The sequence below is a fragment of the Streptomyces sp. Mut1 genome, from assembly GCF_030719295.1.
GTDB classification, from domain to species: Bacteria; Actinomycetota; Actinomycetes; order Streptomycetales; family Streptomycetaceae; genus Streptomyces; species Streptomyces castrisilvae.
The window spans coordinates 5261435-5285223 of the sequence record NZ_CP120997.1; the positions used below are offsets into that span (position 1 = coordinate 5261435).

Here is a 23789-nt window from a genome sequence, read left to right on the forward strand (position 1 = left end):
GGTCAGCCCGCGAAGACGGTGACACCGTCCTCGGTGGCGTGCTTCGGCTCCAGTTCCTCGGCCTCGTGGGTCAGCGCGGAGCGCCTGACCCGGACCACGACGGCGCCCAGCAGCGCGGCGACGGCGGCGACGACGAACGGGATGTGGATGTTGCTCCACTCCTCGATCCTGGGGGCCAGGTAGGGCGCCGCCGCCGCGGCGAACCAGCGGACGAAGTTGTAGCCGGCGCTGGCCACCGGGCGCGGGGCGTCCGAGACGCCGAGTGCCAGCTCCGTGTAGACGGTGTTGTTCATGCCGATGAGGGCGCCGGAGACGATGGTGCAGACGATGGCCGTCGTGTGGCTGCCGTAGCCGAGGACCACCAGGTCGGCGGCGAACAGCACCAGCGAGGCGCCGAGCACCTTCAGCGAGCCGAAGCGCCTCTGGAGCCGGGGCGCGACGAGCACCGAGAAGACCGCGAGCAGCAGACCCCAGGCGAAGAAGACGGCGCCGGACTTGTACGGCGTCATGTTCAGCACGAACGGCGTGAACGCCAGGATCGTGAAGAACGCGTAGTTGTAGAAGAACGCGGAGGCGGCGACGGAGGCGAGCCCGCCGTGGCCGAGGGCCTTGACCGGGTCGAGCAGTGACGTCCTGCGGGCGGGCTTGGGCTGTTCCTTCAGAAAGGCCGTGATGCAGACGAAGCCGATCGCCATCAGCGCGGCCGTCCCGAAGAACGGGTAGCGCCAGCTGGCGTCACCGAGCAGCGCGCCGAGCAGGGGCCCGCAGGCCATGCCGAGGCCGAGCGCCGACTCGTACAGCAGGATCGCCGCCGAACTGCCGCCGGCCGCGGCGCCGACGATCACGGCGAGCGCGGTCGAGACGAAGAGGGCGTTGCCCAGGCCCCAGCCGGCCCGGAAGCCGACGAGTTCGGCGACGGACGACGAGGTGCCGGAGAGGGCCGCGAAGACCACCACGAGCGCCAGTCCGGCCAGCAGCGTCCTGCGGCCGCCGATGCGGCTGGAGACGAATCCGGTGACGAGCATCGCGACGGCGGTGATCAGGAAGTACGAGGTGAACAGGAGCGACACCTGACTCGGTGTCGCCTCCAGTCCCTTGGCGATGGACGGCAGGATCGGGTCCACCAGGCCGATTCCCATGAACGCGACGACGGACGCGCCCGCCGTCGCCCAGACGGCCTTCGGCTGGCGCAGGAGGCTGACCGTCTCCTGATCGAATGGATCCTCTCCCGGTGTGGACTCGCTCCGCATGGGCCTTCTCACTCTCCGCTAGATCGATGCGTTATGCACAGAATAAGTTAGAGGATCTAATGAGTGCAAGCTACATCTAAATTGGCCGGTGGGAGCAGGAGCGATCCCGCTCGGCCGAGGGGTGATCGTCCTTGACGCGGCGACGGCCGGGGAGGACCGTTGGACGGTATGAGGGGCGAACCAAGTTGCCCGAAGTGCGCAGGCCGGGTCAGGGCGCCGGGTCTCTTTGCCGACACCTGGCAGTGCGACGCCCACGGCAGCGTGCACCCGCTCCAGCCGGTCATCCCGCCGAGCGTCGAGGCGCTCGGGGTCGTGGTGCACCGGGCGCAGGTGCCCGTCTGGATGCCGTGGCCGCTGCCGGTGGGCTGGCTGTTCACGGGCGTGGCCTGCGCCGGCGACGACCGCAGCGGGGGCCGGGCCACCGCCGTCGCCTGCACCGGACCGGGACCGCTCGGCGGCATGGGCGAGCTGCTGCTCGTCGCCGAGGAGCTGGGCGTCGGACTCGGGGCGCGGTACGCCGGGATCGAGGGGCCCGATCCCGGGCCGGGACTGCGGGTGGACGGCCCCCCGGACGCCAAGGTCCTCGCCGCGGGCCGCCCGACGCCGCTCTGGCACGTCAAGGACGCCCCCGCCGACCGCGCCGTCTTCGCGGGCGAGGCGCGCGGGCTGTGGCTGTGGGCCATCGTCTGGCCCGAGCAGTCCGGGCTCCTCATGTACGACGAGCTGGTCCTCACCGACCTGCGCGACGCCGGGGGAGAGGTCGACCTGGTGCCCTGCGGCGCGCTCACGCCCCGCCTGCTGACCAGGCCCTGAGCGGGGCCGGAGGGGTCCCGCGCGCCGGTTATCCTTGGGTGTCCCCTATCGGCCGCGAGCACTGGAGTCCGTGTCGTGCGCATCGACCTGCACACCCACTCCACCGCGTCCGACGGTACGGACACCCCCGCCGAGCTGGTGGGCAACGCCGCGGCCGCGGGCCTCGATGTCGTCGCCCTCACCGACCACGACACCGTGCGCGGCCACGCCGAGGCGATCGGCGCACTCCCTGAGGGGCTCACGCTCGTCACCGGCGCCGAGCTGTCCTGCCGTATCGACGGCGTGGGCCTGCACATGCTGGCGTACCTCTTCGACCCGGACGAGCCCGCGTTCGCCCGCGAGCGCGAGCTGGTGCGCGACGACCGGGTGCCGCGCGCCCGGACCATGGTGCGCAAGCTCCAGGAGCTGGGCGTGCCGGTCACCTGGGAGCAGGTCGCCCGGATCGCCGGGGACGGCTCGGTCGGCCGGCCGCACGTCGCCACCGCCCTGGTCGAGCTCGGCGTCGTCGAGACCGTCTCCGACGCCTTCACGCCCGACTGGCTCGGCGACGGCGGACGCGCGTACGCCGACAAGCACGAGCTGGACCCCTTCGACGCCGTCCGGCTGGTCAAGGCCGCCGGCGGCGTCACCGTCCTCGCCCATCCGGCCGCCGTCAAACGCGGCCGTACGGTCCCCGAGTCCGCCATAGCCGAACTGGCGGCCGCCGGGCTCGACGGCATCGAGGTCGACCACATGGACCACGACGAGCCGACCCGGACCCGGCTGCGCGCACTCGCCGGCGAGCTGGGGCTGCTGACCACCGGCTCCAGCGACTACCACGGCAGCCGCAAGACCGTGGAGCTCGGCGCGTACACCACCGACCCCGAGATCTACGGCGAGATCACCCGGCGCGCCACGGGAGCCTTCCCGGTGCCGGGCGCCGGCGGACCCACCGCCTCGTAACGGCACACGGGCCCCGCCCGTTCGCACCGCTCACCCCCACCCGCGCACCGGCCGCCCCCGGCTGTCCGTCCGGACCGCCCGGCGGTCTTGTGGCGCGCCTCTTCCCCGCGGCCACCCACCGCGTTCCCGCTCTCTCCTCGCAAGGCTCACCGTGTTCGACGTCGCTGTCTTCGGATCCCTTTTTCTCACCCTTTTTGTGATTATGGATCCACCGGGGATCACCCCGATCTTCCTCGCCCTCACCGCCGGCCGCCCCGCCCGGATGCAGCGCCGGATGGCCCTCCAGGCCGTCGCCGTCGCGTTCGGCGTGATCGCCGTCTTCGGCCTGCTCGGCCAGCAGATCCTGGACTACCTGCACGTCTCCGTCCCCGCGCTGATGATCGCCGGCGGGCTGCTCCTGCTGCTGATCGCGCTCGACCTGCTGACCGGCAAGACCGACGAACCGACGCAGACCAAGGACGTCAACGTCGCCCTCGTACCGCTCGGCATGCCGCTGCTCGCGGGACCCGGCGCGATCGTCTCGGTGATCCTCGCCGTGCAGCACGCCGACAGCGTGGCGGGCCAGGTGTCGGTCTGGTCGGCGATCGTCGCCATGCATGTCGTGCTCTGGCTGACCATGCGCTACTCGCTGCTGATCATCCGCGTCATCAAGGACGGCGGCGTCGTGCTCGTCACCAGGCTGGCGGGCATGATGCTCTCCGCCATCGCCGTGCAGCAGATCATCAACGGCGTCACCCAGGTCATCCAGGGCGCCTGACCCCGGCCCGGTGTCCGGCCCGCACACCACAGCGCCCCCGTACGGACATTCCGTACGGGGGCGCTTCGTCTTCGTTACGTCGACCATTCACATCGGCAAGGCGCTGGGCAAGGTGCTCAACAAGGTGTTACGAAGCCGGACTTTCGGCCGGTCGGATATAGATGCGCTGGCCCGTCGCGGCGGCCTGCTGCACGATCCGGTTGACGGAGGCGGCGTCCACAACAGTGCTGTCCACGGCGGTACCGTCGACATCGCTGAGTCGCATGATCTCGAAGCGCATACGGCTTCCCTTCGTCTGATCCTCCTGCTGGAGAACTACTGGAGGACGGTCTCCCGTCCGCAAGGATGAGGAGCGCCAGGCATGACTGTCGTGCGCTCCACAGGGGGTACAACGGCTTGCCCCCTGCAAACATTCCCTACGCTAAGGAAATTTTTTGGATGTCTAAGTACCAGCGGGTAATCACGCGTGTGCGCACGACCGGCTCCCCGACGGGAACCGCATGAACGACGCGGAGATCGGCGAGCGGCTGGACCGCACCAACACCCTGCTCCAGCGGGTGCTCGCCGAGGTCTCGAAGACCCCCTCGACCCACGCGATCTTCGTGGACGCGGGCTATGTGTACGCCGCCGCCGGGCTGCTCGTCACCGGCACCGAGGACCGGCGCTCCTTCGACCTCGACGCCGAAGGGCTGATCGAGGCCTTCATCGACAAGGCCCGCACCATCTTCGCGGACAGCAGACTGCTCCGCGTGTACTGGTACGACGGAGCCAGACGCCGTATCCACACCACCGAGCAGCAGGCCATCGCCGAACTCCCCGACGTCAAGGTCAGACTCGGCAACCTCAACGCCAACAACCAGCAGAAGGGCGTCGACTCCCTCATCCGCACCGACCTGGAGTCCCTCGCCCGCCACCGCGCCATCAGCGACGCCGCGCTCATCGGCGGCGACGAGGACCTGGTCCCGGCCGTCGAGGCCGCCCAGGGCTACGGAGCCCGGGTCCACCTCTGGGGCATCGAGGCGGGCGAGGGACGCAACCAGGCGGAGCCGCTGCTCTGGGAGGTGGACAGCCAGCGCACCTTCGACCTGGACTTCTGCAGCCCCTACGTCACCAGACGCGCCGTCACCACCTACGAGGACGACGCCCCCGCGCCTTCGCGCGAGGACGTCCGCTTCGTCGGAGCCCAGATCGCCGGTGCCTGGCTCGCCGCACGGGGCCGCGAGTCCCTGGCGGACCTGCTGCCCGGCCATCCGTATCTGCCGGGCTCCGTCGACCAGGACCTGCTGAACGAGGCCGAACGCCTCCTCCAGCGCTCACTGCGCGGCTACGCCCCCCTGCGCAGGGCCCTGCGCGACGGCTTCTGGCAGCACCTCAAAGCGCAGTACTGACAGCCCTCGCGGTACTGACAGCCCTCAGAGGCCGTCCCAGAAGGAGACGAGCGCGGCGGCCGTGGCGTCCGGCCGGTCCGTGTTGGGGGAGTGCTCCGCACCCCCGATCCGGGTCCGGCGGGCGCCCAGCCGTACCGCCATCTCGTCCAGCACGGGCACCGGCCACACATCGTCGCTCTCGCCGGAGAGCACATGGACCGGCAGCCCGGCGGCGGCGAGCTCGGCCACCCGGTCCGGCTCGGCGGCCAGCCGGCGGCCCGTGGCGATCAGCTGGGCCGGGTGGTGGCGCAGCCAGCGCCGCCGCAGGTCCTCGCCGTCCGTGTCCGCCTCGGCCGGCGGGTCGAAGGCACGCATCGCCGCCCAGACGTCGTCCATGGTCATGGTCGCCAGCGCGTCGCCCAGGATCTTCAGCTTGACCCGCTGCGCCTCCACCACGGCGGCGGGCCCCGACGACATCAGGGTCAGCGAACGGAACGGCGCGACGTCCAGGAGGACGGCGGCCCGGCCGATCTGCCCGCCGAGCGAGTGCCCCACCAGATGCACCGGGTCCTCGCCCGCACCGAGCGCGGCCGCCTGCGCGAGCACGTCACGGGCCAGCTCCTCCTGGGCGTAGCTCTCCTGGCGGTCCGTCCCCGGGGTCTCGAACTGCCCGCGCCCGTCGACGGCGACGGCACGGTATCCGGCGTCCGCGAGGGGTTCCAGCAGCGCGATGAAGTCCTCCTTGCTGCCCGTGTACCCGGGAACCAGCAGGGCGGTGCCGCGCGGGGCGGCGGGCGGGGAGGCGTCCAGCACGGCGAAGTCGCCGCGCGCGGTGTGCAGCGCGCGGGCCCGCGCGCAGGGGGGCGGGGTGAAGGTGGGTGGCCTGCTCATGGGACGAGGTTAGAACCTGTGCGGCCGGGTACGCGGGACGGCCCCGGGGAAGTCCCCGGGGCCGTCCCGCAGGCGGTGAGTCGTCCGCCGGGCCGTGTCCGCAAAGCCCAGCCCGGCCCGCGAGGCCTGCCGCGGGCCACGCCCTTCGGGCGTACGACGGGACCTTGCGGACGGGTCCTAGCTCTCGGCCTTCGCGGCGGCGGCGCGCGGTGCCCGGCGCCGGCGCGGCTTGGCCTCGCCCTCGGCGGTCGCGGTCTCCGCCACGGCCTCCGTCTTGGGCTTCGAGACCGCGCGGGTGCGGCGGCGCGGCGGCTCGGGCTCGGAGACCGGAGCGATCTGGAAGTCGACCTCGTCCTCGGCCGGCTTGATCACCCGGGCGCGGCGGCGCGGCCGGGTGACGGCGGGCGCCTCCGGCTCGGCGACGGGCGCGGTCTGGAAGTCCGCCTCCTGGGTCACCGGCTTGGCCACCCGGGCGCGGCGCTGACGCGGCTTGGCCGCCTCGGTCACCGTCTCGTCGGTCACCGGCTCAGCGGCCACGGCGTCCACGACGGCCTCCGCCTTGGGCTTGGCCGTCCTGGTCCGGGTGCGCTTCTTCGGCTCGGCCCCGGCCTCGGGCTCGACGGCCACGGGGGCCTCGGCCACGGCGACCGCTGCCTCGGCCGCGATGTCCGCCGCACCGACGCGGGTGCGCCGGCGGCGGCGCGGGGTGCGCGGGCCCTCCACGGCGTCGGCGGGCGCCGCTGCCTCGGTCACGGCCTCGGTGGCCGGTGCGGGCACGGTCGCCGCGCCCTCGGCGAGGGCCGAGCCGCCACGGGTGCGGCGGCGCTGACGCGGGGTACGCGGCGGGCGCTCCTCGCGGACGGCGGGCGCCGGGGCGGCGGACTTGCGGCCGCGGCCGCCCGTCTCACCGAGGTCCTCGATCTCCTCGGCCCGCAGACCGGCCCGGGTCCGCTCGGTGCGCGGCAGGACACCCTTGGTGCCGGCCGGGATGTCGAGCTCCTCGTACAGGTGCGGGGAGGTGGAGTACGTCTCGACCGGGTCCGGGAACTTCAAATCCAGGGCCTTGTTGATCAGCTGCCAGCGCGGGATGTCGTCCCAGTCGACCAGCGTGATCGCGATGCCCTTGGCGCCCGCGCGGCCGGTCCGGCCGATGCGGTGCAGATAGGTCTTCTCGTCCTCGGGCGACTGGTAGTTGATGACGTGCGTGACGCCCTCGACGTCGATACCGCGAGCGGCGACGTCGGTGCAGACCAGTACGTCCACCTTGCCGTTGCGGAAGGCGCGCAGCGCCTGCTCGCGGGCGCCCTGGCCGAGGTCGCCGTGGACCGCGCCGGAGGCGAAGCCGCGCTTCTCCAGCTGCTCGGCGATGTCGGCCGCGGTGCGCTTGGTGCGGCAGAAGATCATCGCGAGCCCGCGGCCGTTGGCCTGGAGGATGCGCGAGACCATCTCGGGCTTGTCCATCGAGTGGGCGCGGTAGACGTACTGCGCCGTGTTCTTGACGGTCGTGCCCTCGTCGTCGGGCGAGGTGGCGTTGATGTGCGTCGGCTGCGACATGTAGCGGCGCGCGAGGGAGATGACCGCGCCCGGCATGGTGGCCGAGAACAGCATGGTCTGGCGCTTGGCCGGCAGCATCGTGATGATGCGCTCGACGTCGGGCAGGAAGCCCAGGTCGAGCATCTCGTCGGCCTCGTCGAGGACGAGCGCGCGGACCTTGGAGAGGTCGAGCTTGCGCTGGCCCGCCAGGTCGAGCAGCCGGCCCGGGGTGCCGACGATCACATCGACGCCCTTCTTGAGGGCCTCGACCTGCGGCTCGTACGCCCGGCCGCCGTAGATCGCGAGGACCCGGACGTTACGCACCTTGCCGGCGGTCAGCAGGTCGTTGGTGACCTGCTGGCACAGCTCGCGGGTGGGCACGACGATGAGGGCCTGCGGAGCGTCGGTCAGCTCCTCGGGCTTGGCGCGGCCCGCCTCGACATCGGCGAGGACGGTGACGCGCTCCAGCAGCGGCAGACCGAAACCGAGGGTCTTGCCGGTGCCGGTCTTGGCCTGCCCGATGACATCGGAGCCGGAGAGGGCGACGGGGAGCGTGAGCTCCTGGATGGGGAAGGGGGACATGATGCCGACGGCCTCAAGGGCCTCGGCGGTCTCGGAAAGAATCCCGAGGTCTCGGAACGTAGTCAGGGTGCTGCCTCTTCTGTGAGACGCGGCCCGAGGCGAACGAAGGGGGTCGTACCGTGCCGGGTTGGTCATCCGGCCGGGATGGGCCGGGTGGCGCGGGACCACTGCCGTCGCTCAGAGCGCTCGTGCCGCTGAGGGGGCCCCTCATGGTGCGGTCGTACGTGTCGCACGCACCGCGTGGAGGGCTGTCAGGTCGGAGCCGATCGGGCCACCGACCGGGCATCCTCATTCAATTTCGCGCCACGAGCAGATGCAAAGTGCTCAGTAAGCGCATTACCACTGTACCCCGGATCCGCGCATCTGTGTTGGGCGAATTCGTCGGAAGGGTGTGACGTCGGTCGGCGGCCGGACCGTTCCGCACCCCTGCGGGCGGGCTATTCTGCGCTGCATGGAGACGCCTGACAACGCCACTGAAGCCCCCGCGACCACCAGAATCGCCGACCAGGACTGGACCACCGCTTCCGCGGAGCCGCAGTACCGGGCCGCCGTGGTCGACCTGCTGGGAGCACTCGCCTACGGGGAACTGGCGGCCTTCGAGCGGCTCGCCGAGGACGCCAAGCTCGCGCCGACCCTGGCCGACAAGGCGGAGCTGGCGAAGATGGCGTCCGCCGAGTTCCACCACTTCGAGCGGCTGACGGAGCGGCTCACGGCCATCGAGGTGGAGCCGACCGGCGCGATGGAACCGTTCGCCAGGGCTCTGGACGAATTCCACCGCCAGACCGCGCCGTCGGACTGGCTGGAGGGCCTGGTCAAGGCGTACGTCGGTGACTCGATCGCCAGCGACTTCTACCGGGAGGTCGCGGCCCGGCTCGACTCCGACACCCGCTCCCTGGTCCTCGCCGTGCTCGACGACACGGGCCACGGCAACTTCGCCGTCGAGAAGGTGCGCGCCGCGATCGAGGCGGACCCGAGGCTCGGCGGCCGGCTCGCGCTGTGGGCGCGGCGGCTGATGGGTGAGGCGCTGTCGCAGGCGCAACGCGTGGTCGCGGACCGTGACGCGCTGTCGACCATGCTGGTGGGCGGCGTCGCCGACGGCTTCGACCTGGCCGAGGTCGGCCGGATGTTCTCGCGGATCACCGAGGCGCACACCAAGCGGATGGCCGCCCTGGGGCTGGCCGCCTAGCGTCCCGTCCGTCGGGGCCGGACAGGCCCCGGCGTCAGGCCGCGGCCGACCGGCCCAGCGGTCGGCTGCGCGGCCGGATCAGCAGGGAGACCGTCACCGCCGCGATCAGCACGGCGCCCACCACCGTGACCGCCGGATGGCCGGAGCCGAGCACCGAGCGCATCAGGGACGTGCCGAACAGGGCCCCGAGCGCCCCGGCGGCGAACACGGTGCGACGGGCCGGGAGGCGGCCGGGCAGCGAGCGCAGGGCCGCCCAGGAGAGGGCCACTCCGAGCACGACGGCGCTCAGCGTTTCCAGGATCACAGACGATCACCTCGCAGGACGACGGGCCGGGTATATCGGTCCTGGTCGTACTACCCGTGAGCGCCCGGTCACAATCCTTTCACGCACAGGCTTCGCTCAGCCGCCGCACAGGGAAGCGGACGGGCGCATACGGAGAGCGGCCCGGCGGGATTCCCGCCGGGCCGCTCTCCGCGTCTTGCGCGTCCGTACGCCGTTACAGCGTGCCGAACCCCACCCGTCGTGCGCTGGGCTCGCCGATCTCCACGTAGGCGATCCGGTCGGCCGGCACGAGGACCTTGCGGCCCTTCTCGTCCGTGAGGCTGAGCAGCTGCGCCTTGCCGGCGAGAGCCGCGGCGACCGTGCTCTCGACCTCTTCGGCGGAAAGCCCGCTCTCCAGAACGATCTCCCGGGGCGTGTGCTGCACCCCGATCTTGACCTCCACGGCTATGTCCCTCCGACGGTCAGTCCCTGCGCGGTGAACCGCGCCGTACGCAGCACACATTAGCCCGCTGAGGGGACTCGTCCGGGCGCCACGGGCCACGCCCGCAGCGAACAGCGGGCGCCGCCCGGCGGTCAGTGCTGATCGATGCCGTGCAGCGGGAAGCCCGCGATGCCCCGCCAGGCCAGCGAGGTCAGCAGCTGGACCGCGGTGTCGCGCGGGATGGCCGACCGGCTGGAGAGCCAGTAGCGGGCGACCACCTGGGACACCCCGCCGAGACCCACCGCGAGCAGCATCGACTCGTCCTTGGACAGGCCCGTGTCACCCGCGATCACGTCGGAGATGGCCTCGGCGCACTGGAGCGAGACCCGGTCCACCCGCTCGCGGACGGCGGGCTCGTTGGTCAGGTCGGACTCGAAGACGAGCCGGAAGGCACCGCCCTCGTCCTCGACGTACGCGAAGTACGCGTCCATCGTCGCGGCCACGCGCAGCTTGTTGTCCGTGGTCGACGCCAGCGCCGTGCGCACCGCCTGGAGCAGTGACTCGCAGTGCTGGTCGAGGAGGGCCAGATACAGCTCCAGCTTGCCCGGGAAGTGCTGGTAGAGCACCGGCTTGCTGACCCCGGCCCGCTCCGCGATGTCGTCCATCGCCGCAGAGTGGTAGCCCTGCGCGACGAAGACCTCCTGTGCGGCTCCCAGCAGCTGGTTGCGTCGGGCGCGGCGGGGCAGGCGAGTGCCCCGCGGGCGCGCCGCCTCGGTCTGCTCGATGGCTGTCACGCCGCCTCCCAAATTCGTGGTCAGACACAGCCGTTCCGTACACGCCGTGCCCTACCGACATCGTACTTTTGGGTAACCCCGGTATGCGCGGCGCGGACGCAGAATTTCACGGACCGGACGGCTGCGGAAGCCATGCACTGCCCTGCCCTCGGCACAGATGGGGACGTATCAGCGGTAATCGTCCTCATCCTGGGGGACGACGCGGGCCTGTTCCGCCGCATCGGCCTCGCTGACCTCGTCGCGGTCGTGGTCCGTGAGGGCTTCGTCGCTCTCGGGGCGCAGATCCGTCCGCTGCTCGGCGGCGTCCGCGTCGGGTGTCTCCTGGTCGGGCTCGTCCGGCTGGACGTCCTCGAAGGTCTCGGGGTCCCTCGGGTCGACCGTCATGGTGACTCCCTTCCTCGGTTCGAGCCTATGGGGTACCCCCGGAAGCCGCTATGCGATCTGTGACGGCGAACACATGAATCGTCGTGTGATCATCTCGTAACATTGCCCGCATGTCTTCGACCGAGCTGCCGGGAGTCCGCGCCGCCGCCGCAGCGGTGGCCCCCACGGTGAGCGCCGTCAGGGTCGCCGAGGGGGAGCGGCTGCGCTCCGTCGAGCTGCCCGGACTGACGCTCACCCTCCGTTCGCGGCCCTCCCGGCGGCCCGGACTGCCGCCCGCCCTCTTCGTGCACGGCCTCGGCGGCTCCTCGCAGAACTGGACGGCGCTGATGCCGCTCCTGGAGGACGTGGTGGACTGCGAGGCGGTCGACCTGCCCGGATTCGGCGACTCCCCGCCGCCCGACGACGGCAACTACTCGGTCACCGGTCACGCCCGCGCGGTGATTCGTCTCCTGGACGCCCAGGAGCACGGCCCCGTCCATCTGTTCGGCAACTCGCTGGGCGGCGCGGTGGCCACCCGGGTCGCCGCCGTCCGCCCCGACCTGGTGCGCACCCTCACCCTGGTCTCGCCCGCGCTCCCCGAGATCCGGGTCCAGCGCACGGCCGCCCCGACCGCGCTGCTCGCACTCCCGGGCGTCGCCTCCCTGTTCTCCCGGCTGACCCGGGACTGGAGCGCGGAAGAGCGCACCCGCGGAGTCATGGCACTCTGTTACGGCGATCCGGCACGGGTCTCCGAGACGGGCTTCCGCGACGCGGTGGCCGAAATGGAGCGCCGACTGGAACTGCCGTACTTCTGGGACGCCATGGCGCGTACCGCCCGTGGCATCGTCGACGCGTACACCCTGGGCGGACAGCACGGGCTGTGGCGCCAGGCCGAGCGGGTGCTCGCGCCGACCCAGCTGGTGTACGGCGGACGGGACCAGCTCGTCTCGTTCCGGATGGCCCGCAGGGCGTCCGCGGCCTTCCGCGACGCGCGCCTGCTGACACTGCCCGACGCCGGGCACGTGGCGATGATGGAGTACCCGGAGGCGGTCGCCCAGGCGTTCCGGGAATTGCTCGACGAATGCGGCGGGAGCTGATCCGGGGCGTGGGACGACACAGCCGTAAGGGCCCTGCGCCCAGGGTGCCCGAGACCGGGCAGGCGGAGGCGAACGAGGCGGGGCGCGAGGCCGCCCGGCCGGTCGCCGGCAGCGGGCGGCGCAGACGGCAGGCCGAGCAGGCCGGCCCGGGGCCGTTCCCGGGCGCGCCCGAGGTACGTGGCGGTCACCCCGAACAGCGTGAACCCGGCGGCGGCTGGGGCGCGGGCCCCATGGGCCGAGGCACCGAGGGCAGGGGCCAGGGGCGGCCCGGTCTCCAGGCGCCCGCCCCCGGCGGCAGGCCGGGCGGCCCGCGTCCCGCGCACCACCCGCAGGGCCCCACGCACCATCAGCAGGCGACCTCCACCCGGCCGCTGATACCGGGTCCGCGGCGCGAGTTCGTCGAGGCCTTCGACAATCCGCCCGCACCGCCCGCGCCGCGTCGGCAGGCGGCGGCGCCCGCCGACCCGTTCGCCTCCGTCACCGAGTGGGACGAGCGCCCGCCGGAGCGCGGGCGCGACGAGGCGGCCGGGACCAGGGACGCGAAGGACGCCAAGGGCGGCAAGGGCCGTACGTTCACCGGCATCGCCGCCGCCGCGGTCACCACCGTGCTCGCGGTCGTCGTGGCCGGCCAGGTCGCCCACGACGGCACCGGCGGCAACGGAGCGGCGCGGGCCGCGGGCGTGGACCGGGGCGAGAGCGACGACGCCTCCCGGTCGGACAGCCGGAACACCCCGTCCCCCGGAACGGCGGCGGTCAAGCCCCTTTCGTATGAGCAGAAAATGGCCAAGCCTTATCCGCTGGCTCCGGCGCTCGTGGGACCGGGGGACTTCGAGACGGTCCCCGGCTCGGCCAAGGCGCCGGGCAAGGGCACGAAGCACCGCTACCGCATCGATGTCGAGAAGGGGCTCGGGCTCGACGCCGAACTGTTCGCGCAGGCCGTGCAGAAGACGCTCAACGACGACCGGAGCTGGGCGCACGACGGCGATATGACCTTCGAACGGATCTCCAAGGGCGATCCGGATTTCGTCATCACGCTGGCAAGTCCCGGCACCACCGCCACGTGGTGCCGGAAGTCGGGCCTGGACACCACCGAGGACAACGTCTCCTGCGACTCGGCCGCCACCGAGCGCGTGATGATCAACGCCTACCGCTGGGCGCAGGGTTCGGCCACCTTCGGGCCGGACAAGCTGTTCTCCTACCGGCAGATGCTGATCAACCACGAGGTCGGCCACCGGCTCGGCCACAACCATGTGAGCTGCCGTACGGAGGGCGCCCTCGCGCCCGTCATGCAGCAGCAGACCAAGACGCTGAACCTCGACGGCATCAAGTGCCGGGCCAACCCCTGGGTGTATCCCGAGGACTGAATGGGTGTCAGGAGGCCGGTGCGCGGGTAGCGCCCGCGGTGCCATGAGCCTGACCGCGAGTGACCTTTCGCCTCCATAGCGCGACTAAACGTTATTCGCGCGGGAAAGTTACGACGGTTCACCCCTTTCGGTGGTGCGACGGACAACCGTCCGTCGCACCACCGGCGTATCCGCTTACGGTCGTCCCGCCGCGAGTCGCCGATCCAACGGCGGCCGCACACAAGGGAGATCGGGGGTGCACTCGTGCGGATCGGACTGCTCACCGACGGTGGTTATCCGTACGCGACCGGTGAGTCCAGGCTCTGGTGCGACCGCCTGGTACGCGGGCTCGCCCAGCACGAGTTCGACCTCTTCGCGCTCAGCCGTACCGCCGAACAGGAGGCGCGGGGCTGGGTCAGGCTCCCCGCCCAGGTCGGCCAGGTGCGTACCGCCCCCCTGTGGACCGCCGACGAGGAATCCCTCGGACTGCACGCACCCAGGGGACCGTTCTCGCGCCTGCTGACCGGAGGGGGCGCGCGGACCTACGCGCGGCGCGAACGGCGGCGCTTCGCCACCCACCTCACCTCCCTCGCGGCCTCGGTCTGCACGGCGGGCGGCGAGCCCGGCGGGGCGGACACGGCCCGGCCCGCCGGTACGGGTGACGGAGCCGGCCCCCGGGCCGCCGACGAGCAGTTCACCCAGGGCCTCTACGGGCTCGCCGAACTGGCCTGGGAGCACGGCGGACTGCCCGCCGCGCTCCGCTCCGAGACCGCCGTGCGCATCCTGGAGGCCGCCTGCCGCGCCCCCGGCACCGGGCGCACCGTGCAGACCGCCACCGTCGCCGACCTCCTCGCCTTCACCGCTGAACTGGACCGGGTGCTGCGCCCGCTCTCCCTGGACTGGTACGAGGAGGACGGCCTCGCAGCCGTCGACCTCTGCCATGCCGCGTCCGGTGGTGCGGCCGCTCTGCCGGGTCTGCTGGCCAAACGCTTCTTCGGCGTCCCCCTGCTGGTCACCGAGTACTCGGTGCGGGTGCGGGCGCACTACCTCTCGTCGGGGGGCGCGCCCGTGAGCGCGCCGGTGCGCGCCCTCCTGGCGAACTTCCACGGGCGGCTCGCCACCGAGGTGTACCGGCAGGCCGCGCTCATCACCCCCGGCAACACCCACGCCCGCCGCTGGCAGGAGCGCTGCGGCGCCGACCCCGCCAAGGTGCGGACGGTGTACCCCGGCATGGAGTCCGCCCGGTTCGCGGCACTCGGTGAGCGTGAGGACGACGGCGGCCCCGACACGCTCGTCTGGGTCGGCCGGATCGAGCCCGCCAAGGACCTGATCGCCCTCCTGCATGCCTTCGCCGAGGTGCGCCGGGCCGAGCCGGACGCCCGGCTGCGGATCATCGGGGCGCCGGCCCCGGGCCCGGCGGGCGCCACCTATCTCGCGCACTGCCGGGCGGTGGCCGCCGAGCTGTTCCCCGACGAGGCGGCCGGTACGCACGCCGGGGGCGAGAATCCGGTCTCCTTCGAGGACATCGGGGACGACGGCGTACCCGGCCTCGCCCAGGCGTATGCGGCGGGCGGCGTCGTGGTGCTGTCCAGCGTGGTCGAGGGCTTTCCGATCAGCCTGGTCGAGGCGATGTTCTGCGGCCGGGCCACCGTGTCGACGGACGTCGGCGCGGTCGTCGAGGTCATCGGCGGCACCGGGCTCGTGGTCCCGCCGCGCAACCCCCGGGCGCTCGCGGACGCCTGCCTGGCGCTGCTGCGCGACCCGGAGCGCCGTGCGCGCCTGGGTGCGGCGGCTCGCGCCCGAGCCCTGGAACTCTTCACCGTCGAACAGAATCTCGCGGCATTCCGCGGCATCTACCTGGAGCTGATCGCGCAGGCGCCGGTACGCAGCGCGCCGCGCCCGGAGCCCGGTGAGGGGCCGCGCCCCTTCGCCACCCCGCCGGAGGCCCACGTCCTGGGCCTCCGACCGGAACCGGAACCGGAGCCGCACCCCGGCGATCGCACCCCCAGCTGGGCGGGCGCGGCGCCGGGGCCGGGGGCGAGCGATGCGTGACCAGGAGACGGCCGGCCCGCCCCGCCCCAGCCGGCCGGGACCGGACGAACAGCAGCACGGAGGAACGACGATGGGCCCCCAGACGGACGCCCGCACGGAAGCCCTGGAAGACCTCGCCCCCACGCCGGCGGGCGAAACGGCCGGGCCCGAGCTGATCGGATCCGGGCCCGCCGCCCCCGGGCCCGCCGGCCTCGCGCCGGCCGCCCCCGCGCCGTCCGGCCTCGCGCCGGCCGCCCCCGCGCCGTCCGGCCTCGCGCCGGCCGACCTCGCGCCTGTCGACCCCGGGCCCGCCGCCCCCGCCCCAGCCGACCTCGTGCCCCCCGACCCCGCGCACGCCCCCGCCCGGACGGCCGCCGATGCGCCGGAGCGCAACCCGGAGCACACCCCGGCGCGTAATCCCGCGCGCGCCCCCGAGGTGGCCCGCGTCCACCCGCGCACCGCCCACCCCGCCCGCGACACCGCGACCGCCGCGCGCCAGGCGGCCGGTGGGGCGCACGGGACCGCCGACCCCGTGAAGGCCCTCATGCACCGGCACCGTGAGCTGTGCGAGCGGGCCGTCGACCCGCTGGAGATCGCCGCCGGGCTCGAAGCCCACGGCGTCACCGACCGCACCGCCGCCCGCTACCGGCACCGCGACGTGTTCTCGCTCGCCGAGGAACTCTTCGCCCGGGTCCCGGCCGTCGCGGGGGAGTCCGCCGCCGCCGGCCCCGCTCCGGCGCGCGACATCGAGACGCGCGCCGCCTGGTCGCTGCGCGCCCTGCTGCCGGGCGCCGCCTGCCTGGCCACCTTCGTCGCGCTTCGCCTCACCGACGGGGTGCTCGGCGGCGACGCCCGGCTCGCCATCGGCGCCGGCGGCACGCTGCTCGCGCTCATCGGCCTGGCCCTCGCCCTGCGCACCGGCCCCCTCAGCGCCCGCACCGGCTCATCGGGCACCGCAGCCCTCTGCGCCTGCTGGCTCCTCGGCTACGTCCTGTACGGCGACGACCTGCTCCACCAGGTCCTCAGCGGCGGCCCCGAAGGCCCCTGGACGCTCACCCCGGCGCCCCTGCTCGGGCTCGCCCTCGCGGTGGCCCCCGCCGCCTGGTGCGCCCACCTCTTCTCCCTGTACGCCCACCGCAGACTCCACGGCAGCCACGCGCTGGAGGAGTTCGCCGCCGGCGTGCGCCCCCTGCTCTTCGGCGCCGTCGCGCTCTTCGCCTGCGTCCTGGCCGCGCTGCTGTACCTGGCCCGGCTCGGGCTCGGCACCGGCGGCTCCCCGGCCGCTGCCGCCGCCCTCGGGGTGCTGCTCCTGCTGGCCCGCCTGCTCACCGTCCACGGCTTCCCGGAAGCGGCCGCCACCGGCCTCGCCGCCGCCTGCGCCGTCGAGGCCGCCGCCCCCGCCCTGATCCTGGCCGGACGGCTGCCCGGACTCGACCCGCTCGCCCGCCCGGTCGATGCCCTGATCGAGGCGGCGGGCACCGGGGCCGTGCCCGCGCTCGCCTGCGGCGCGGCCGCCCTCGGCCTGCTGACCACCGCCACCCTCGCCCTCTCCAGGGCATCCGCCCACACCGCCGCCTGAGGCGCCCCAGAACCCCCGCGGAGCCGACGCCGCGGGTCGTCATCACCCGTTCCACCCGTAACTGCCCCAAGGAGACACCGGACATGACCCCCCAATCCCCCGCACCGGCAGCCCGCCGTCGGCCCCCAGGCCGGGTCCGCCCATTCGCGCCCGGTTCGCGACGCCCGGGTGGACCGGGCCTGGGCGGTGCGCGATGAGGGTGCTGCTGCTCGGAGCCAACGGATTCATCGGCCGGTTCGTGGCCGACCGGCTGCTCGCCGACCCCGCCGTCCACCTCACCGCCCTCGGGCGCGGCGACGACGCCGACGTACGGTTCGACCTCGCCGGCGGCAGTCCCGGAGCGCTCACCCGCTTCCTGGACGCCGTCCACCCCGGAGTCGTCGTCAACTGCGCGGGCGCCACCCGGGGCGGCGCCCGCGACCTCACCCGGCACAACACCGTCGCCGTCGCCACCGTCTGCGAGGCGATGCGGCGCAGCGGCTGCTCGGCCCGCCTCGTCCAGGTCGGCTGCGCCTCCGAGTACGGTCCCTCGCAGCCAGGATCCTCCACCGCCGAGGACGCGATCCCGCGCCCCGGCGGCCCGTACGGCGTCAGCAAGCTCGCCGCCACCGAGCTCGTCCTCGGCTCCGGCCTCGACGCGGTCGTGCTGCGGGTCTTCTCACCGGTCGGCCCCGGCACCCCCGCGGGCTCCCCGCTGGGCCGGCTCGCCGAGGCCATGCGGCGCACCATGCAGTCCGGCGACGGCGAGCTGAAGCTCAGCGGCCTCGGCGTGCAGCGCGACTTCGTGGACGTACGCGATGTGGCGCGCGCCGTGCACGCCGCCTCGCTCTCCGCCGCGCAGGGCGTCGTCAACATCGGCACCGGCCGGGCCGTCCGGCTCCGCGACGCGGCGGCCGTCCTCGCCAAGGTCGCCGGATACGCCGGCGCGCTCCACGAGCTGGACACGCCCCCCGCGCGCCTGCCCATCGGCGCCCCCCGCACCTCCACCGAATCGGTCATCGAGCACCTCTCGGCCACGCCGTCCCCGTACCCGGACGGTTGCGGGGCCTGGCAGCAGGCGGACGTACGCACCGCCCGCGACCGGCTCGGCTGGCGCCCCCGGATCAACCTGGAGGAGTCACTCGCCGACATCTGGATGGAGGCGGCGTGCCGTATCTGACCAGCACCGGCACGGCCCGGCGGAGCAGCGGCGCCGAACAGCTCGGCTTCGGCGTCCCCGGCTACGCGCACCCGCTGCTCGCGACGGCCGAGTGGGCCGAGCTCACGCGCCCCGGAACGCCGCTGCACTGGGCTGTCCTCAACGTCGACAACGGCCCCGGCAGCCGGCCCGACCCGCACTGCCTGGAGGCGGCGGGCCGGTTCCGCAACGCCCGCGCGCCGCGCGGCGGTGAGCCGCCCGACACCGTGCGGGCGGCGGGCGGGCGGCTGCTCGGGCGGCTCGACCTCGCGCACGGCCGGCGGCCCTTCACGGAACTGCTCGCGGACGCCCGGTCGTTCCTGGAGTGGTACCGCGTGGACGGCTTCTACCTCGACCGCTGTCCGGTCGACCGCGCCGATCTGCCGGCCGTCCGCCGCCTCGCCGGGACCCTCAGGGCCTTCCTCACGGACGCGGACGGCCCCCTCGTGCTCGGACACGACACCCACCCGTACCCCGGCTACGCGGAGGCCGCCGACCAGCTCGTCACCTTCCGCGGCGCGTGGAGCGACTACCGCTGGTCGCAGGTGGCGGAGTGGACCGCCGCTTATCCGCCCGGCCGGTTCGCCCACTTCGTCCACGGCGTCCCGCGCACCCACCTGGAGGAGGCCATGCGCATCGCCCGCTGGCAGGGAGCCGGGACGATCTTCTTCACCGACCGCGGCGGGCAGTCGGAATCCGGACGCGGGCGCGGACAAAGCGACCCATTCGCGGCACTGCCCAGTTACTGGGACGAAATTGTCTCGCGGATCGGACTCGGTATCTCGGAATGAGAGGGGGCGTGGCAGTGTTACCGCAAGAACAACCGTACGTAGTCGAAGTACGTAGAAACCGACCACCTGCATTGTTGAGGTTCCTGTGTCGCTGCCACCCCTGGTCGAGCCAGCTGCTGAGCTCACCGTCGACGAGGTCCGCAGGTACTCCCGCCACCTGATCATCCCGGATGTCGGGATGGACGGGCAGAAGCGGCTGAAGAACGCGAAGGTGCTCTGTGTCGGCGCCGGGGGCCTCGGCTCGCCGGCCCTGATGTACATGGCCGCCGCCGGTGTCGGCACGCTCGGCATCGTGGAGTTCGACGAGGTCGACGAGTCGAACCTGCAGCGCCAGGTCATCCACAGCCAGGGTGACATCGGCAAGTCCAAGGCGCTGTCGGCCAAGGAGACCGTGCAGGGAATCAACCCCCTGGTCAACGTGGTCCTTCACGAGGAGCGGCTCGAAGCCGACAACGTGATGGACATCTTCTCCCAGTACGACCTGATCGTGGACGGCACGGACAACTTCGCCACCCGCTATCTCGTCAACGACGCCGCGGTCCTGCTGAACAAGCCCTACATCTGGGGTTCGATCTACCGCTTCGACGGCCAGGCGTCCGTGTTCTGGTCCGAGCACGGACCCTGCTACCGCTGCCTGTACCCGGAGCCGCCCCCGCCGGGCATGGTTCCGTCCTGCGCCGAGGGCGGCGTCCTCGGCGTGCTCTGCGCCTCCATCGGCTCCATCCAGGTCAACGAGGCCATCAAGCTGCTCGCCGGCATCGGCGACCCGCTGGTCGGCCGGCTGATGATCTACGACGCCCTGGAGATGCAGTACCGCCAGGTCAAGGTCCGCAAGGACCCCGACTGCGCGGTCTGCGGCGAGAACCCCACCGTCACCGAGCTCATCGACTACGAGGCCTTCTGCGGCGTCGTGTCCGAGGAGGCCCAGGAGGCGGCTGCCGGTTCCACGATCACTCCGAAGCAGCTCAAGGAGTGGATCGACGCCGACGAGAAGATCGAGATCATCGACGTCCGAGAGCCGAACGAGTACGAGATCGTCGCGATCCCGGGCTCCCGGCTGGTCCCGAAGAACGAGTTCCTGATGGGCAACGCCCTCCAGGACCTCCCGCAGGACCGGCGCATCGTCCTGAACTGCAAGACGGGTGTCCGCAGTGCGGAGGTCCTCGCGGTCCTCAAGTCGGCGGGCTTCGCCGACGCGGTCCACGTGGGCGGCGGCGTGATCGGCTGGGTCAACCAGATCGAGCCCGAGAAGCCGGTCTACTAGAACGGCGCTTCGAAAGGGGGCCGGTCCGCGTCATGCGGGCCGGCCCCCTTCGTCGTGCCCGGGGACTACGAACAGGTGGTGCCGTCCGCCGGGACCTTGCCGTCCAGGAAGTACGCGTCCACGGCCGAGGTGACGCAGCTGTTGCCGCCGTAGGCGCCGTGCCCCTCGCCCTTGTTGGAGAGCAGGACGCCGACGCCCTTGCCCAGCTCGTCCGCCATCCTGCGCGCACCCTCGTACGGTGTCGCCGGGTCGCCCGTCGTCCCCACGACCAGGATCGGACCGGCTCCCGGGGCGCTCGCCTCGGGCGTGTCGTGCTCGCCCTCCACCGGCCAGCCGGAACACCAGCCGGCCGTGTCCCAGGCCAGGAACGGACCGAAGACCGGAGACAGCTTCTCGAACTCGGGCAGCAGCGCCTTCGCCTCGGCCGCCGTGGGCCTGGCCCTGCTGTCCGCGCAGGAGATGGCCCGCTGGGAGTGGCTCTCGGTGTCGTAGTGCCCGTTCTCGTCGCGGCCGTTGTACGAGTCGGCGAGTCGCAGCAGCGTGGCGCCGCTGCCGTTCTCCGCCTCGTCCAGGGCCCGGGTGAGGGTCGGCCAGCTGCTCTTGGAGTAGAGGGGGAGCACGATGCCGGTGATCGCCAGCGACTCGTTGAGCTCGCGGTCGGTGCCGGTGGGCAGCGGTTCGGCGTCGATCCGCTTCAGCAGGGCGGCGATGCGCCGCGTCGCGGCCTTCGGGTCCTGGCCGCGGTCCTTGAAGTAGTTCTCCAGCGCCCGCTGGAAGCCGGTCGCCTGGTTGCGGGCGTGCCCGGTGGTGTCCGCGGTCGGGTCGACCACCGCGTCGAAGACCGTACGCCCCACGTTCGCCGGGAAGAGGTGGGCGTAGGTGCCGCCCAGCTCGGTGCCGTACGACATGCCGAAGTAGGTCAGCTTCCGGTCGCCGAGGACCTCGCGGACCAGGTCCATGTCGCGGGCGGCGTTCGTCGTGCCGACGTACGGGAGGACCTTGCCCGACAGGCGTGCGCAGCCGGCTCCGAAGGCGGCGCCGTCCTTCATGAACTCGGCCTGCTCGGCCGCCGTGTCCGGGGTCATGTCGACGTCCCGGTAGGCGTCCTCCTGCTCCTTGTCGTCGCGGCACCGCACCCCGGCGCTCCCGGCGACCCCGCGCGGGTCGAAGCCCACCAGGTCGTAGCGGGTGTTGAGGGTGGTGTACGAGGCGGCGGCGCGCGGCAGTATCGAGACGCCCGAGCCGCCGGGCCCGCCGAAGTTGAACAGCATGGAGCCCAGGCGCCGGCCCTTGTCGCGGGCCTCCTTGCGGACCAGGGCGATGCCGATCGTGTCGCCCCGGGGCTTCGCGTAGTCCAGCGGCACCCTTACCTCGGCGCAGCGCCACTCCGCTCCCGGGGCGCTGCCGCCCTTGGGGGCCTCGCAGCGCTTCCAGTCCAGGTGCTGGGAGGTGAGCGACGTGGGCAGGGCCGGCAGCCCGTCCGCGGCGGACGGACGGGCGGCGGACGGCGAGGCGGCCGAAGAGGCCGTGCCACCGTCCGCCGCCTTGCCCGGCTTGTCGTCCGAACCGTCCTCGCAGCCCGCGAGCACCCCCGTCAGGAGCAGTGCGGCGGCGGCGAGTGCCCCGGCCCGTGCGTGTGCGACCACGTGTGCGTACCTCCCCGTAGAGCCCTGCCGTCCGGCAGTTCGCCCATGGTAGGCGCGCGGCAGGGGCCTATCCGCAGACCGTTCCGGCGGCCGGGACCCTGCCGTCCAGCAGATAGCCGCCCACCGCCTTCTGCACGCAGGCGTCGCCGCTGTTGTACGCGCCGTGCCCCTGCCCCTTGTACGTCATCTCCACACCGACGCCCTCGCCCAGCTCCTCGGCCATCGCCCTGGCGCCCGCATACGGGGTCGCCGGGTCACCGGTGTTGCCGATGACCAGCACGGGGGCCGAGCCGGGAGCGCTGACGTCAGGGGTCTTCCAGGTACCCTTCGCGGGCCAGTCGGTGCAGCCCATCAGGCCCCAGCCCAGGTAGTCGCCGAAGACCGGAGACGCCTCCCGGAAGGCGGGCAGCTTCGCCTTCGTCTGCTCCAGGGTGAACCGCTCCCGGGAGTCGGCACAGCTGATCGCGGTGTAGGCGGCGGCCGAATTGTCGTAGCGCCCGTCCTCGGAGCGGCCGTTGAGGGAGTCGGCGAGGGCCAGGAGCAGCGAGCCGTTCCCGCCGTCGGCCTCGTCCACACCCTGTTCGAGGAGCGGCCAGGTCTCCTTGGAGTAGAGGGCGGCCGCGATGCCGGTGGTGGCCTGGGTCTGCGTCAGCCTGCGGGAGCCGATGCCCTTGACGGGCTTCTTCTCCAGCCGGTCGAGCAGATCGACGATGCCCTGCTCGATCTCCTTCCGGTCGGAGCCGGGCAGCTTGCAGGCGTCGCCCCGGTCCGCGCAGTCCTTCGCGAAGTTGTCCAGGGCGAGCTGGAAGCCCTTGGCCTGGCCGAGCGAGGACTGCTCGGCGTCCTCGGTCGGGTCGACCACCGCGTCCAGCACCGCCCTGCCCACGTTCTTGGGGAACAGGTGCGCGTAGACGCCGCCGAGTTCGGTGCCGTACGAGATGCCGAAGTAGTGGAGCCGGTCGTCGCCGAGTACCTGGCGCATCAGGTCCATGTCGCGGGCGGCGTTGGTGGTGCCGACGTACGGGAGCTGTTCGCCGGACCTCTTCTCGCAGGCGGCGGCGTACTCCTTGGTGTCCTTGACGAACGCCTTCTCCTCCGCCGCGTCGTCCGGCGTGCCGTCCTCCTGGTAGCGCGCGTCCAGCTGCTTGTCGGTCTCGCACTCCACCCCGTCGCTGTTCCCCACCCCGCGCGGGTCGAAGCTCACCAGGTCGTAGCGGGCGCGCAGCTTGTCGTACTGGGTGCCGAACGCGGGCAGGGTGGCGACGCCCGAGCCGCCGGGGCCGCCGAAGTTGAAGATGAGCGAGCCGATCCGCTTCTTCTCGTTGATCGCCCCGGCGCGGATGAGGGCCAGCTCGATGGTGTCGCCGTCGGGCTTCGCGTAGTCGAGGGGGGCCTTCATCGAGGCGCACTCCCAGGCGGCCCCGCCGGGCAGCGGGGAGGGCGCTTTTCCGCCGCCCTGTGCCTGGGAAGGGGCGGGGCACTTCTTCCACGTCAGTTTCTGGGCGGCGAGGCCGGACGGGCTGCCGGTGGCGGCGTTCGCCGCGCGCGGCGGGCTGGTCGAGCGGTCGGCCGCGTCCTTGTCACCGCCGTTCGCACAGCCGGAGAGGGGGAGCAGCACGGTCACGGTGGCGGCGAGCGCCGCGGCGCGCAGGGCAGGGGAGGTCCTCATCGCTCCATGC

At 72.8% G+C, this 23789-nt stretch carries 22 protein-coding genes; 12 read left to right on the forward strand and 10 right to left on the reverse strand.

Annotated features, from left to right (window positions below; translation table 11 throughout):
* Window positions 1-2: 2 nt before the first annotated feature.
* A complete protein-coding gene (locus P8A18_RS23030) occupies window positions 3-1250 on the reverse strand; it encodes an MFS transporter (protein WP_306057208.1) in 1248 nt (415 codons plus the stop codon).
* A 168-nt stretch (window positions 1251-1418) separates the two neighbouring features.
* Between P8A18_RS23030 and P8A18_RS23035 the strand changes: the two genes are divergently transcribed.
* The 3 genes from P8A18_RS23035 to P8A18_RS23045 all read left to right on the forward strand — a co-directional run bounded on the left by P8A18_RS23035 (window position 1419) and on the right by P8A18_RS23045 (window position 3762).
* Window positions 1419-2063 carry a DUF6758 family protein gene (locus P8A18_RS23035; RefSeq protein ID WP_306057213.1) on the forward strand — a complete coding sequence of 215 codons (645 nt, stop codon included), beginning with the start codon at window positions 1419-1421 and terminating at the stop codon, window positions 2061-2063.
* A 75-nt stretch (window positions 2064-2138) separates the two neighbouring features.
* The gene (locus P8A18_RS23040; protein WP_306057214.1) at window positions 2139-3005 is read left to right on the forward strand and encodes a PHP domain-containing protein; all 867 of its coding nucleotides are present in this window, start codon (window positions 2139-2141) and stop codon (window positions 3003-3005) included.
* Between the two features lie 151 nt (window positions 3006-3156).
* Window positions 3157-3762, forward strand: coding sequence for a MarC family protein (locus tag P8A18_RS23045; RefSeq protein WP_306057216.1), 606 nt, complete (start codon window positions 3157-3159; stop codon window positions 3760-3762).
* 127 nt (window positions 3763-3889) lie between these two features.
* Here P8A18_RS23045 and P8A18_RS23050 read toward each other — a convergent pair whose 3' ends face one another.
* Window positions 3890-4042, reverse strand: coding sequence for a DUF8834 family protein (locus tag P8A18_RS23050; protein WP_018549853.1), 153 nt, complete (start codon window positions 4040-4042; stop codon window positions 3890-3892).
* 220 nt (window positions 4043-4262) lie between these two features.
* Here P8A18_RS23050 and P8A18_RS23055 point away from each other — a divergent pair, with 220 nt between their 5' ends.
* Window positions 4263-5150, forward strand: coding sequence for an NYN domain-containing protein (locus tag P8A18_RS23055; RefSeq protein ID WP_018549854.1), 888 nt, complete (start codon window positions 4263-4265; stop codon window positions 5148-5150).
* 24 nt (window positions 5151-5174) lie between these two features.
* Here the strand turns inward: P8A18_RS23055 and P8A18_RS23060 are convergent, their stop codons facing one another.
* Both P8A18_RS23060 and P8A18_RS23065 read right to left on the reverse strand, forming a co-directional pair.
* On the reverse strand, window positions 5175-6020 hold the full coding sequence (locus P8A18_RS23060) for an alpha/beta fold hydrolase (RefSeq protein ID WP_306057220.1): 846 nt from the start codon (window positions 6018-6020) through the stop codon (window positions 5175-5177).
* 177 nt (window positions 6021-6197) lie between these two features.
* Window positions 6198-8135, reverse strand: coding sequence for a DEAD/DEAH box helicase (locus P8A18_RS23065; RefSeq protein ID WP_306057222.1), 1938 nt, complete (start codon window positions 8133-8135; stop codon window positions 6198-6200).
* A gap of 451 nt (window positions 8136-8586) precedes the next feature.
* Here P8A18_RS23065 and P8A18_RS23070 point away from each other — a divergent pair, with 451 nt between their 5' ends.
* Window positions 8587-9321 (forward strand): ferritin-like fold-containing protein, encoded by a 735-nt coding sequence (locus P8A18_RS23070; protein WP_306057224.1) that lies wholly within the window; start codon window positions 8587-8589, stop codon window positions 9319-9321.
* Window positions 9322-9355: 34 nt separating this feature from the next.
* Here P8A18_RS23070 and P8A18_RS23075 read toward each other — a convergent pair whose 3' ends face one another.
* The 4 genes from P8A18_RS23075 to P8A18_RS23090 form a co-directional block, all read right to left on the reverse strand.
* Window positions 9356-9625, reverse strand: coding sequence for a hypothetical protein (locus tag P8A18_RS23075; RefSeq protein ID WP_306057226.1), 270 nt, complete (start codon window positions 9623-9625; stop codon window positions 9356-9358).
* Window positions 9626-9818: 193 nt separating this feature from the next.
* Complete coding sequence (locus P8A18_RS23080) at window positions 9819-10046, reverse strand: DUF3107 domain-containing protein (protein WP_306057228.1); 228 nt, start codon at window positions 10044-10046, stop codon at window positions 9819-9821.
* A 131-nt stretch (window positions 10047-10177) separates the two neighbouring features.
* The gene (locus P8A18_RS23085) at window positions 10178-10819 is read right to left on the reverse strand and encodes a TetR/AcrR family transcriptional regulator (protein WP_018105511.1); all 642 of its coding nucleotides are present in this window, start codon (window positions 10817-10819) and stop codon (window positions 10178-10180) included.
* Between the two features lie 168 nt (window positions 10820-10987).
* Entirely contained in the window at window positions 10988-11203 is a 216-nt protein-coding gene (locus tag P8A18_RS23090; protein WP_018549860.1) for an Rv3202a family protein, read from the reverse strand.
* Between the two features lie 110 nt (window positions 11204-11313).
* Between P8A18_RS23090 and P8A18_RS23095 the strand changes: the two genes are divergently transcribed.
* From P8A18_RS23095 to moeZ, 7 genes are all read left to right on the forward strand, one after another.
* Window positions 11314-12279 carry an alpha/beta fold hydrolase gene (locus tag P8A18_RS23095; RefSeq protein ID WP_306057232.1) on the forward strand — a complete coding sequence of 322 codons (966 nt, stop codon included), beginning with the start codon at window positions 11314-11316 and terminating at the stop codon, window positions 12277-12279.
* Window positions 12264-13643, forward strand: coding sequence for a DUF3152 domain-containing protein (locus tag P8A18_RS23100; RefSeq protein ID WP_306057233.1), 1380 nt, complete (start codon window positions 12264-12266; stop codon window positions 13641-13643). Before P8A18_RS23095 ends, P8A18_RS23100 begins: the two co-directional genes overlap by 16 nt.
* A gap of 243 nt (window positions 13644-13886) precedes the next feature.
* Entirely contained in the window at window positions 13887-15674 is a 1788-nt protein-coding gene (locus tag P8A18_RS23105; protein WP_306057235.1) for a glycosyltransferase, read from the forward strand.
* A 70-nt stretch (window positions 15675-15744) separates the two neighbouring features.
* Complete coding sequence (locus P8A18_RS23110; RefSeq protein WP_306057237.1) at window positions 15745-17232, forward strand: hypothetical protein; 1488 nt, start codon at window positions 15745-15747, stop codon at window positions 17230-17232.
* A gap of 193 nt (window positions 17233-17425) precedes the next feature.
* Entirely contained in the window at window positions 17426-18391 is a 966-nt protein-coding gene (locus P8A18_RS23115; protein ID WP_018549865.1) for an NAD-dependent epimerase/dehydratase family protein, read from the forward strand.
* Window positions 18379-19200: a spherulation-specific family 4 protein gene (locus tag P8A18_RS23120; protein WP_306057239.1), complete on the forward strand. Its 822-nt coding sequence runs from the start codon at window positions 18379-18381 to the stop codon at window positions 19198-19200. The genes P8A18_RS23115 and P8A18_RS23120 overlap by 13 nt, the downstream gene beginning before the upstream one ends.
* Before the next feature lie 85 nt (window positions 19201-19285).
* Entirely contained in the window at window positions 19286-20464 is a 1179-nt protein-coding gene (gene moeZ / locus P8A18_RS23125; RefSeq protein WP_018549867.1) for an adenylyltransferase/sulfurtransferase MoeZ, read from the forward strand.
* 65 nt (window positions 20465-20529) lie between these two features.
* On the opposite strand, the gene P8A18_RS23130 is transcribed toward moeZ, so the two are convergent.
* Together P8A18_RS23130 and P8A18_RS23135 are read right to left on the reverse strand one after the other, a co-directional pair.
* Window positions 20530-22110, reverse strand: a complete 1581-nt coding sequence (locus P8A18_RS23130; protein ID WP_306057241.1) for an alpha/beta hydrolase — start codon at window positions 22108-22110, stop codon at window positions 20530-20532.
* A gap of 67 nt (window positions 22111-22177) precedes the next feature.
* Window positions 22178-23779 carry an alpha/beta hydrolase gene (locus P8A18_RS23135; protein ID WP_306057243.1) on the reverse strand — a complete coding sequence of 534 codons (1602 nt, stop codon included), beginning with the start codon at window positions 23777-23779 and terminating at the stop codon, window positions 22178-22180.
* Window positions 23780-23789 lie beyond the last annotated feature (10 nt).